Consider the following 10,865-nt stretch of genomic DNA (forward strand, 5'->3'; position numbering starts at 1 on the left):
GCTGTCGCTTCGCTTTCGCGCAGAAAACATTTGCCGCTGTCGCTTTGTTTTCGCTACCAAAACACTTGTAACAGCCGTTTCACTTACGTTACATAAAACATTTTGAAAGAAGTTAAAATTATGATGATTTTTTCAGCAACAAGTATTTTCGGTTATGGATTTGTTTTGAACAGAGCCGAAAATAAATTGCGCCAAAAATAAAATTCATCTGAACGAAAATCCCATTTTTCAATCGCTTGACAAAGCCGCTACTTAGCAATACTATATACAGTACTTAGCAACACTTAGTACAGGTGATGCTAAGCCTGGGGGTGAGATCGTGGATAATCTGAGTGAAATGCTCAAAGGAGTTTTAGAAGGTATTGTATTAGAAATCATTAGCCGTGGTGAAATATATGGTTATGAGATTGTTAAATATCTCACGCAGATGGGGTTCGATGGCATAGCTGAAGGAACTGTGTATGCGTTACTTATGCGATTGGAAAGAAATCGTCTTGTCAATATTGTCAAAAAGCCATCTGAAATGGGTCCACCAAGGAAATTTTATACGCTTAATGAACAAGGACGAGAAAAATTGATGTCCTTCTGGGCTAAATGGGATTTTTTAAGTAGTCGTATTGAAATTTTAAGAAATAATGGAGGGAACAAACATGAGCTTTAGTCGTGAAATTCAGGAGAGAATTAATCGTTTTGCAAAAGAACAATCCCAGAATTATTTGCAGGACGCTGAGATGACTTATATAGAAAAGCTGCGCAAGAAAAGTGGGCAAACTAAACGGAAAATTGACAATCAATTGTCGAAGTTTAAAGGGCGTTCCGATCAGGGACGAGAAGCGCAAGATGACATGATACTCTATATGAGCGATTATATGAATGATTTAATGTCACAAGGCTTAACGGAGCAGGAAGCTTTTAATAAGGCTAGCGAGGAATTGCAATTCGCCAGTAACTCTGAGCAATCTGAGGATTTAAATGAACGCTTCCAGCAGTATTACGAAAATCGTGATCCCGCAGATTATGAGGCAATCGGGTTATTTTATGGTGGCTTCCTGTTTTTAGGTTTAGGTATCGGCGGATTAAGCGGTTTTCTATCCGGCGGTGGATATGAAGCTTTTGTTGATAGAGGCTGGATCGACACGGCAATCGGCGCTGGTGTTGGGATTATCATTGGTATCGGACTTGGACAAATTACCAATGCTATTATAGCGTTAAAAAAGAAGTAGGGCTATTGGATTGAGTTTATAGATAAAAGGCACAGGCGAACTTACTTGTGCCTTTTAAGCTTAGCCTTCGTTACTCTCCAATAATTTCACAATTTCTCGATTAAATGCTGGTAAATCCTCCGGTGTGCGACTTGTTACTAATTGTTTTTGGCAAACAAACACTTCCTCGTCATGGAATATCGCACCTGCATTTTCTAAATCTACTCGGATTGATTTGTAGCCAGTTGTGTCACGACCAGTTAATGTTTTTGCCGTAATGAGTAATTGAGGTCCATGACAAATAGCAAAGGTTGGTTTCATCTCATCCATAAATTCTTTGACAAATGCCACAATACGATCATCTACGCGTAGTATATCAGGAGAAAAACCGCCTGGGATGAATAATGCATCGAAATCAGAGGCATTTACCTCATCGATATCTTTATCGATTTTTACTTTCTCTCCATGCTTACCTTCTACCTCAATGCCTGCCGTCGTATCAATCGTTATTAATTCATGACCTGCCGCTTCTAATGCTCCTTTAGGACTTGTATATTCAGCATCCTCAAACATATTGGTAATCACTGTAGCAATTTTAGCCATTGCAATACAACACTCCTTGTTATTGTGACTCTGTACTACTGTTCCCATTCTCTTCGAAAGCATTCATTTTTTCATTGCTAGAGCTTTCAATAATTAAAGCCAACGTTTCATTTGTACGGAACAAAAAATAAAAAACTCGACCTCCTATCAAAGGAAATCGAGTTCATATACTATTTATTCAGTTAAGCCCATTTCAGAACGGACAACATCTGCTATACGCCCTACATAACGCTCGCAGTCTTCTTCTGTAGCCGCTTCCACCATTACTCGTACAAGTGGCTCAGTACCTGAAGGACGCACTAATACGCGACCGTTACCAGCCATGTCTGCTTCTACCTCAGCAATCACTGCAGCAACTTTTGCATTTTCTGTCACAGCATGCTTGTCTGTCACACGTACGTTGACTAAACGCTGCGGGAAAATTTTCATTTCAGAAGCAAGCTCTGATAGTTTTTTACCTGTAGCTTTCATAATGTTAACAAGCTGAATACCTGTTAATAAGCCATCACCAGTTGTGTTAAAGTCTAAGAAAACAATATGACCAGATTGCTCGCCGCCAAGATTATAATCATTAGCACGCATTTCTTCCACAACGTAACGATCACCTACAGCAGTTTGTACACTATGCATATCGTTATCTTCAACAGCTTTGTAGAAGCCCATGTTACTCATAACCGTCGAAACGATTGTTTGCTTTTTCAAGCGACCAACTGTATTTAAATACTTACCAATGATGAACATAATTTGATCACCATCAACAATTTTACCGTTTTCATCTACAGCGATTAAACGGTCACCATCGCCATCGAATGCTAAACCAACATCAGCACCCTTTTCTGTGACAAATTTAGCTAATCCTTCTGGATGTGTTGAACCGACACCGTCATTAATATTTAAGCCTGTTGGTGAGGCACCCATCGTTGAGATATCCGCTTCTAAATCTGCAAATAGGTGTGTAGCTAGTGAAGACGTAGCGCCATGTGCACAATCTAATGCTACGTGGATGCCCTCAAATTCTTCAGCCACTGTTTGTTTTAAGTATTGAATATATTTTTGTCCACCCTCGAAGTAGTCGCTTACAGAACCTAAATCTGCCCCGATTGGACGTGGCAAAGTATCTTCTTGAGCATCTAATATTGCTTCGATTTCAGCTTCTTGCGCATCTGTTAGCTTAAAGCCATCAGGACCGAAAAATTTAATACCATTGTCAGCTACTGGGTTATGTGAAGCTGAAATCATAACGCCTGCATTTGCGCTCATCATTCGAGTAAGATAAGCCACACCTGGTGTCGAAATAACACCAAGACGCATTACCTCTACGCCGATTGATAAAAGACCAGCTACAAGTGCACCTTCAAGCATTTCACCTGAAATACGTGTGTCACGACCGATTAATACCTTTGGACGGTCAGTTGCATCCTTCGTTAAAACGTAACCACCTACGCGGCCAAGTTTAAATGCAAACTCCGGTGTTAATTCACTATTCGCGACGCCACGGACGCCATCTGTTCCAAAATATTTACCCATTTTGATTATTCTCTCCTTCAATGCAAGACGGCGATCATGCTTGTCTACGCTGACAACTAGACCACTCGTCTGCTTACTTTTGGAAAAGTCTATTTTCGTTCATTCACTGGTAACTATAATTTTACCCCTATGTAATTTATTTGGGCTTGTAAATAGGCACAGATAAATTTTAGGGATAGGGTATTTTGATTTTAGCCCGAGCAACTTCTTCTCGTTAAAGAATACCCTTACCGATAGAGAACGAAATCTCTACTGAATCAAAATAAAATTATAGTCAGTTATTGTTTAAGAATCAATATCTTCTTCTGTTTTATCAGTAGGCGGCGTGTTGTTATCAGAAGGAGTGTTAGTCTCCTCTGAAGGTGGCGAAGGTAGCGAAGGAGTAGGTGTAGGAGCAGGAGTGGTAGTAGTTGTTGTCGTTGTTGTTTTTTCCTGCTCTGCCTTCGTAATATCGGCCTTCACTTTAATTTTCGTATCAGATATTTTTGTCACACCTTCGGGCAATTTCACATCAAATTCATAAGTTTTTGATTCTGTAATTTTTGATAAATCAACCTCTACTGGTATTGCAGTTAAAGCATCTATGATAGATTTCCTACCGTATACTCTCACCTTTGTAGGACTAATTGTTAATTGGTTGACGGTAATACCATTCTCCGCTTTTCCTATTTCCTTCAGCACAACCGGTAACTCTCTACTGTAAGCTCCAATATCTACTTGTACCTTCACAGTCTCCGGTTCAATCGTCACGTCTAACTTATTTAAATCACGATCTAGTACTTTAACTGCCGCTACTTGTGAGAACGGTTCTTTCAAGCCTTGTTCACCCGTTACGGTAGCTTTTACATAGCTAATATTTTCAATTGCACTTTTGGCACCTGTAATATACACCGTAGCTGGATTAGCAGCCATGCCATTTAAAATATACCCTTCTTCAATTAAACGAGTATTTAGCTCAGGGTCAACACGAAACTCTTGTGTGACCTTTTCCTCAATGTTTACCTTAACAGTTGCTGGGTCTAATGTAACTTGCAACTTATCAGAAATATTTTCGTATTGTAGTTTAACATTATGCTCACCTATGAGTAATTTACTCAAATCCGCAAATATAGAAAAATCTCTCGAAGTTTGAGCTTTTAAAGCGAGTGGCGTTGGACCTTTTATAGTAACGTTTACCGTCTTTGGTATCCCCGTTACAATAAGGTTCTTATCGTCATAAAAAACATCTACTGGCACATCGCGAATTACTACTGTTTGCTCACTCGTTATTGTTTTATTTTTAGGAGATAATTCGGTACGAACGGAGAAAAATAACAAAAAGGCTAGAAATAGTGCAACGATTCGTAACACCCAAGGGCTATCCATCATTTTATCCATTCTTTTTCCCCCTCCAAGTTAACTTAGAGGCTGCATCTGACTCCTGTGCTAATCCGAACCACATTTTACGTAACAGTCCTTCGAATTCCTCTAGAGAAAGATTTCGGTGAAGATTACCATTCATTGTAAGACTAATGGCACCGGTTTCTTCTGATACGACAATAGTAATGGCATCTGTCACTTCACTTAAGCCGAGTGCAGCTCGGTGGCGCGTCCCAAGCTCTTTAGAGATAAACGGACTCTCAGAAAGCGGTAAATAACAGGCTGCCGCCGATATTTTATCTTTTTGCATAATTACTGCTCCATCATGAAGCGGTGTATTAGGTATAAAAATGTTGATCAGTAACTCCGATGAAATCTCAGCATTTAGTCCTATGCCCGTTTCGATATATTCATTTAGACCAGTTTCTTTTTCAATAGAAATTAACGCCCCTATACGACGTTTGGCCATATAACTAACAGATTTCTTCATCGCCTCAATTAGCCTTGTTTGTTCTTCCTCAACTTGATTAATTGAACGTTGGAATAACTTCCCTCTACCAATTTGTTCAAGACCTCGTCTTATTTCAGGTTGGAAAATGATAATAATCGCCAAGAAACCGAAATCGATAACTTGTTGTAACATCCATCCTAACGTTTCTAACCCTAAATATTCTGTAGCAAGGCGCGCAATAATAATTACGAAAATCCCTTTTAATAATTGGACAGCCTTCGTACCTTTAATGAGGGTTAAAATTTTATAAATAACGTACCATACGAGCAGTACATCTAATAAGTTAATAACAATATTCACAGGTGTTAAATTAGCGAAATGTTCGATAATTTGCACGTGGCATCCCCCACTTTTCATTGCGAATCCATACACATTTAAGTATAGCACATTCTTATCAAATGTAACTTTTTTCAAATAAAAAGTCTACTCAAAAGAGTAGACCTTTCAGCCTCTCACGTGCACTATCTATTAGGACGTATAGAGTGTTATTTAGTTGCTTGTTTCTCCTCGAATATTACAGCAGACTTTACTGAATTTTTGATCGTATACCAAAGCCATTCGAATACTTCGTCAATTTCTTCTATTTTTCCCGAAACAACTGCCGAAGATGCCATATACTGTCCGTTAATAACAGTGACATTGCCATCCACTTCACCCTCAACAATTAAATCACCATTTTTAACAACAATGTCACCTTTTACAACTTCTCCCTTCGGCACAATAACCGTTTGACCTTCAACAACTAGGTTTGGCTGTTTAGTCACGGAGAACTGTCGGTCATCCATGAAGTTACCTAGTAAAGTTGCACTCATGAATAAACAAAAAACTGCTGCTGCCACAAAGAGTGGATGTCGGCGAATCCACTTTTGCATACCTACACGACTTTTAGGTTTCGGTAAACGAGCCATCACGGCTTCTTCAAAATGCGGAGGTGATGTAATGTGGGAAGCGCTCTTCACAAAGGCGATTGTTTCACTTAATTCCTGCATCAACTGTTTACAATCACTGCATGTATGCAAATGTCGTTTTAACTCTTGCTCATGCTCACGACTTATGTCACCATCTAAATAATCATGGATATAGTCTATTAAATGCTCTGGACAAGTATTCATGACGCTCCCCCTCCTACAGATTGTTTAATTGCTTTCGTAATGCTTCACGTCCGCGGTGAATCCTCGTTTTCACCGTTCCAAGAGGCATATCTAAAATCTCGCTAATTTCCTGTAATGATAATTCTTCAATATATTTCAATACTATAACTGAACGATATTTATCAGGCAAACGTCCAATTTCATATTGAATGCGATCTTGCAGTTCCATTTGCTCTATCTGTTCTTCCGGTAGCTGGTCATCTGCTGCGATCTGCGAGTACATATTAAGTCCTTCTGTACCAGCTACTTCTGCATCTAAATAGTAATCTGGCTTTTTCTTCCGAATACGGTCTATACAAAGGTTTGTCGCTATGCGATATAGCCACGTCGCAAATTTTCTTTTCTGATCAAAAGTATGCAAGTTCATATAGGCACGAACAAAAGCTTCTTGTGCAATGTCCTCAGATTCTTGCTTGTTCCCTAACATCCTATAGCATACTTGGTACAGTTTGTGCTGATAGAGACTCACAATATCTGCAAATGCGTTTTGATCACCTTTAAGCACTTGTTTAATTTTCTTGTTTACTAACGCATCCATTGTGTTGACTTCTCCACCTTTACAACTGTCTTATACTATACGGCACATCGATAAGAAAAGTTTCATTTTGTTATTAATTATAGCAAAAGATTTTTATACATTGTGGCAACAGGCAATTTTTTGTCAAATTTCTTTAAACTAATGTTTCGCCAAATAAAGAACCCATTAATGCTACTGCAACATCGGCAGTTCTATTCTTCTCATCTAAAATTGGATTAACCTCAACGAATTCAGCAGATGTTAGCATACCTGACTCCTGAAGCATTTCCATTGCCAAATGACTTTCTCGATATGTAATACCACCAGGTACAGGTGTCCCAACTCCTGGAGTATAAAGTGGATCTAAACCATCTAAATCTAGTGATAAATGCAAACCATCTACATTACGCTCCCTTAAATAAGCTAGAGCATCTTCCATTACACGCGTCATTCCAAGACGATCTACCTCGTGCATTGTATATACTTTGATTCCTTGCTGACTAATTAATTCACGTTCTCCTGGATCTACAGAACGCGCTCCAATAATAATGACATTTTCAGGTTTAATTTTCGGTACATTATTACGAATTTTCACTAACCGTTCATGACCAAGTCCAATGCTTACAGCTAATGGCATACCATGTATATTACCAGACGGTGTCGTTTCAGGTGTGTTTAAGTCGGCATGCGCATCAAACCAAATAACACCTAAATTTTTGTAATGCTCACCAAGTCCTGCGAGAGTGCCAATAGCAATACTATGGTCGCCACCAAGTACAAGTGGAAACTCCTTTTGTTCAATTGCTTCATTTACACTTTTCGCCAAAGATGTACTTACATCGATAACTTCCTCTAAATTAAGTAGCTGTTTATCAACAATAGTGCCTTCTTGTTTTTGACTAACACGTATATCCCCTTGATCATGTACTACATGCCCTATTGCCTTCAAGCGCTCTACAACACCTGCGTAACGGATAGCACTCGGCCCCATATCTACCCCTCTGCGAGTTTGCCCATAATCAGTTGGTACACCAATAATAGAAATATTTAGTTTATTCATTTTTTCATACCCCCTTTAAGTTGTATGACTATTGTAAAGCCTACATCCTCCTTGGCTCAACCTTACAATTTCATGAATATTTATACAATTAAAGAGAACATAAAAAAATCTCCTGCTGTTTTCAGCAAGAGATTAGTATCTGTAGTTAATGTTACACTTTTTATTTTATAAAAGTGAGCCATGAAGGACTCGAACCTTCGACCCTCTGATTAAAAGTCAGATGCTCTACCAACTGAGCTAATGGCTCAAACAATAAAAATGGCTGGGGTACTAGGATTCGAACCTAGGCATGACGGAATCAAAATCCGTTGCCTTACCGCTTGGCTATACCCCAATCATTATAAAAAACTGGTGGAGGGGGACGGATTCGAACCGCCGAACCCTAAGGAGCGGATTTACAGTCCGCCGCGTTTAGCCACTTCGCTACCCCTCCGAAATAACACATTATGGTGGAGGATGACGGGCTCGAACCGCCGACCCTCTGCTTGTAAGGCAGATGCTCTCCCAGCTGAGCTAATCCTCCATAGAAACAGGTGTTCATTTCTTCACAGTTTTTTTGTTTTTTTAAGCCTTTGCATTACTACAATGCTTTAAAAATGGTGACCCCTACGGGATTCGAACCCGTGTTACCGCCGTGAAAGGGCGGTGTCTTAACCACTTGACCAAGGGGCCATTTTTTAAATGTCTCAAACAAGACAAGTATTATGATAACATTTTTTATCGTACGATGCAACACTTTTTTTAATATTTTTTATGTAAACACCATCTTTAAAAATGAGCAAAAAAATGGCTCCGAAGGCAGGACTCGAACCTGCGACAACCTGATTAACAGTCAGGTGCTACTACCAACTGAGCTACTTCGGAACAATACTATTCAATTCGGTTTTTAAAACCTCTTAAGTACATTTATTATTATAGCAAGCATTATAAATTATGCAATACTTTTTGTGAAAATTTTTATATTTTTTGTCGAAGTCTTCCTATACAGTAACTAGAAACCTAATAGTTCTCTATTAAATCCAATATTTCTATTTCGTGCGCAAAATATTCTTGCTGTATATTATTGTAATTGTTAAAATGGAAATAGTTTTATGAATTTTCTATTAAATTTGTTTGGGGGAGGAATGTTCACATGGTAACAAACGATTTAATTGCACCAGAATTCTATAATATTACAGAGGAATTGGAGAAATTTTCTCAAGATAGTGATCGCCAAGCTATACGGTGGCTAAATACTCAGCAGGAGCGTCAAACAATTTCCTATGTTGAACTTGTTCAAAAAATGAATCAATACGCGCATGCCTTTACGAAGAAGGGGCTTCAAAAAGGAGATCGCGTATTAGTTATTATTCCACGTCTGCCTGAAGCTTATTTTGTCTTCCTTGGCTGTCTAAAGGCTGGGATTGTTCCTATTTCATGTTCAGAAATGTTACGTGCAAGTGATTTAGAATATCGTATGGAACACTCTTCTGCAAGGGCAGTAATAGCTTATGAAGCGTTCACAAGTGAGGTAGATCGTATTACTTCTTCAGTAGAGGCTTTAAATAATAAATTGGTTATTGGTACTGCTACTGGTGATTGGACCTCTTTAGATGAATTAGCAAGTACCCAGCCAGATACATTTACAGCAGCTGCTACTAAAAGAGATGATATGGCATTTCTTTCTTATACATCTGGCACCACTGGCAAACCAAAAGGGGTTGTCCATTCACACGGATGGGGATATGCACATATTAGAACAGCCGCTTCACAATGGCTTTGTGTACGTGAAGGTGATTTAGTTTGGGCTACAGCTGCTCCAGGGTGGCAAAAATGGATTTGGAGCCCATTTTTATCGACTATTATGCTAGGCGCAACTGCATTTGTATACCACGGAGGATTTGATGCAAAAACATACCTTAAACTGCTTCAAGAAGAAAAGGTTAATGTATTGTGCTGTACTCCAACGGAATATCGAATTATGGCGAAGATTGATAATTTAAAAGACTATAATCTATCTTCTCTACGTAGTGCTGTTTCGGCTGGTGAACCATTAAATCGACCAGTCATCGAAACATTTATGAATAACTTCAGTCTTAAAGTGCGCGACGGCTATGGCCAAACGGAAAATACTTTATTAATCGGCACACTTGAAAATATTGATTTACGTCCGGGTTCAATGGGTGTTCCTACTCCAGGCAATATTGTCCGTATTATAGATCATGAGGGCAAAGAGGCACCGATTGGAGAAGTTGGAGATATTGCAGTACACAAATCTTCTCCTGCTCTATTTAAGGAGTACTATCGTGAGCCTGAACGTACACAAGCTGCCTTCCGTGGAGATTGGTATATTACTGGTGACCAAGCCAAATGCGATGAAGATGGCTACTTCTGGTTTGAAGGTCGAGGAGATGACATCATTATTTCATCAGGCTATACAATTGGGCCATTTGAGGTAGAGGATGCTTTAAATAAACATGAAGCTGTACAAGAATGTGCTGTAGTCGCAGCTCCAGATGAAATTAGAGGACATATTGTTAAAGCCTTTGTCATCTTGCGAGAAAGCTTCAGAGATCGTGATGAAGAGGAGTTAACAAAAGAACTACAGGAGCACGTTAAAGCATTAACAGCACCTTATAAATATCCTCGTAGTATTGTCTTTATTGATGAGCTACCAAAAACAACTTCTGGTAAAATTCGTCGTATAGAACTACGAACAGCAACAACAACTGTATAAAATATAATAAAGAGACATTTCACCATTCACTTGGTTGAAATGTCTCCTTTATATATTGCTAATATTTACTATTCTTTTGGATAAAAAAAAGCCACTACTGAGTTTGTCAGCAGCGACTTTTTGCGCCTAGCGACGTCCTACTCTCACAGGGGGAAGCCCCCAACTACCATCGGCGCTAAAGAGCTTAACTTCCGTGTTCGGTATGGGAACGGGTGTGAC

Annotated in this window: 10 protein-coding genes, 6 tRNA genes and 1 rRNA gene; 3 read left to right on the forward strand and 14 right to left on the reverse strand. The window is 39.1% G+C overall.

The features are described from left to right. The first annotated feature begins 319 nt into the window (after nucleotides 1–319). Both ABH966_RS07945 and ABH966_RS07950 read left to right on the forward strand, forming a co-directional pair. Nucleotides 320–661: a PadR family transcriptional regulator gene (locus tag ABH966_RS07945; protein ID WP_370077342.1), complete on the forward strand. Its 342-nt coding sequence runs from the start codon at nucleotides 320–322 to the stop codon at nucleotides 659–661. After that, nucleotides 651–1,223 (forward strand): hypothetical protein, encoded by a 573-nt coding sequence (locus tag ABH966_RS07950; protein ID WP_370077343.1) that lies wholly within the window; start codon nucleotides 651–653, stop codon nucleotides 1,221–1,223. Before ABH966_RS07945 ends, ABH966_RS07950 begins: the two co-directional genes overlap by 11 nt. Nucleotides 1,224–1,283: 60 nt before the next feature. Here ABH966_RS07950 and ABH966_RS07955 read toward each other — a convergent pair whose 3' ends face one another. The 13 genes from ABH966_RS07955 to ABH966_RS08015 all read right to left on the reverse strand — a co-directional run bounded on the left by ABH966_RS07955 (nucleotide 1,284) and on the right by ABH966_RS08015 (nucleotide 8,794). Beyond that, the gene (locus ABH966_RS07955; protein WP_370077344.1) at nucleotides 1,284–1,805 is read right to left on the reverse strand and encodes a type 1 glutamine amidotransferase domain-containing protein; all 522 of its coding nucleotides are present in this window, start codon (nucleotides 1,803–1,805) and stop codon (nucleotides 1,284–1,286) included. A gap of 174 nt (nucleotides 1,806–1,979) precedes the next feature. After that, the gene (glmM, locus tag ABH966_RS07960) at nucleotides 1,980–3,332 is read right to left on the reverse strand and encodes a phosphoglucosamine mutase (RefSeq protein WP_370077345.1); all 1,353 of its coding nucleotides are present in this window, start codon (nucleotides 3,330–3,332) and stop codon (nucleotides 1,980–1,982) included. Nucleotides 3,333–3,617: 285 nt separating this feature from the next. After that, complete coding sequence (locus ABH966_RS07965; protein ID WP_370077346.1) at nucleotides 3,618–4,709, reverse strand: CdaR family protein; 1,092 nt, start codon at nucleotides 4,707–4,709, stop codon at nucleotides 3,618–3,620. Beyond that, nucleotides 4,702–5,538 (reverse strand): diadenylate cyclase CdaA, encoded by an 837-nt coding sequence (gene cdaA, locus ABH966_RS07970; protein ID WP_370077347.1) that lies wholly within the window; start codon nucleotides 5,536–5,538, stop codon nucleotides 4,702–4,704. The genes ABH966_RS07965 and cdaA overlap by 8 nt, the downstream gene beginning before the upstream one ends. 149 nt (nucleotides 5,539–5,687) lie before the next feature. After that, nucleotides 5,688–6,314, reverse strand: a complete 627-nt coding sequence (locus ABH966_RS07975) for a zf-HC2 domain-containing protein (protein WP_370077348.1) — start codon at nucleotides 6,312–6,314, stop codon at nucleotides 5,688–5,690. Between the two features lie 13 nt (nucleotides 6,315–6,327). Continuing rightward, nucleotides 6,328–6,891 (reverse strand): RNA polymerase sigma factor SigW, encoded by a 564-nt coding sequence (gene sigW / locus ABH966_RS07980; RefSeq protein WP_370077349.1) that lies wholly within the window; start codon nucleotides 6,889–6,891, stop codon nucleotides 6,328–6,330. Between the two features lie 133 nt (nucleotides 6,892–7,024). Further along, nucleotides 7,025–7,930, reverse strand: a complete 906-nt coding sequence (gene rocF, locus ABH966_RS07985) for an arginase (protein WP_370077350.1) — start codon at nucleotides 7,928–7,930, stop codon at nucleotides 7,025–7,027. A gap of 174 nt (nucleotides 7,931–8,104) precedes the next feature. Further along, nucleotides 8,105–8,177: transfer RNA gene (locus ABH966_RS07990), tRNA-Lys, on the reverse strand. A 12-nt stretch (nucleotides 8,178–8,189) separates the two neighbouring features. Beyond that, nucleotides 8,190–8,264: transfer RNA gene (locus tag ABH966_RS07995), tRNA-Gln, on the reverse strand. 15 nt (nucleotides 8,265–8,279) lie between these two features. Beyond that, nucleotides 8,280–8,363 (reverse strand) — tRNA-Tyr (locus ABH966_RS08000). 14 nt (nucleotides 8,364–8,377) lie between these two features. Beyond that, nucleotides 8,378–8,453 (reverse strand) — tRNA-Val (locus tag ABH966_RS08005). A 74-nt stretch (nucleotides 8,454–8,527) separates the two neighbouring features. Further along, a tRNA-Glu gene (locus ABH966_RS08010) sits at nucleotides 8,528–8,602 on the reverse strand. A 115-nt stretch (nucleotides 8,603–8,717) separates the two neighbouring features. Beyond that, nucleotides 8,718–8,794, reverse strand: a tRNA-Asn gene (locus ABH966_RS08015). Nucleotides 8,795–9,062: 268 nt separating this feature from the next. Here ABH966_RS08015 and mbcS point away from each other — a divergent pair. Next, complete coding sequence (mbcS, locus tag ABH966_RS08020; RefSeq protein ID WP_370077351.1) at nucleotides 9,063–10,646, forward strand: acyl-CoA synthetase MbcS; 1,584 nt, start codon at nucleotides 9,063–9,065, stop codon at nucleotides 10,644–10,646. A gap of 124 nt (nucleotides 10,647–10,770) precedes the next feature. Here the strand turns inward: mbcS and rrf are convergent. Further along, nucleotides 10,771–10,865, reverse strand: a 5S ribosomal RNA gene (rrf, locus tag ABH966_RS08025); the annotation flags it as partial.

The sequence above is a fragment of the Lysinibacillus sp. RC46 genome, assembly GCF_041262385.1.
In the GTDB taxonomy this organism is placed as follows: Bacteria; Bacillota; Bacilli; order Bacillales_A; family Planococcaceae; genus Lysinibacillus.

What these genes read in the sequence shown, in the direction of transcription:
- ABH966_RS07950 (WP_370077343.1), top strand. Translation starts at nt 651, where the DNA reads ATGAGCTTTAGTCGTGAAATTCAGGAGAGAATTAATCGTTTTGCAAAA.
- ABH966_RS07975 (WP_370077348.1), bottom strand. Translation starts at nt 6,314, where the DNA reads ATGAATACTTGTCCAGAGCATTTAATAGACTATATCCATGATTATTTA.
- mbcS (WP_370077351.1), top strand. Translation starts at nt 9,063, where the DNA reads ATGGTAACAAACGATTTAATTGCACCAGAATTCTATAATATTACAGAG.
- rocF (WP_370077350.1), bottom strand. Translation starts at nt 7,930, where the DNA reads ATGAATAAACTAAATATTTCTATTATTGGTGTACCAACTGATTATGGG.
- ABH966_RS07965 (WP_370077346.1), bottom strand. Translation starts at nt 4,709, where the DNA reads ATGGATAAAATGATGGATAGCCCTTGGGTGTTACGAATCGTTGCACTA.
- ABH966_RS07955 (WP_370077344.1), bottom strand. Translation starts at nt 1,805, where the DNA reads ATGGCTAAAATTGCTACAGTGATTACCAATATGTTTGAGGATGCTGAA.
- sigW (WP_370077349.1), bottom strand. Translation starts at nt 6,891, where the DNA reads ATGGATGCGTTAGTAAACAAGAAAATTAAACAAGTGCTTAAAGGTGAT.
- glmM (WP_370077345.1), bottom strand. Translation starts at nt 3,332, where the DNA reads ATGGGTAAATATTTTGGAACAGATGGCGTCCGTGGCGTCGCGAATAGT.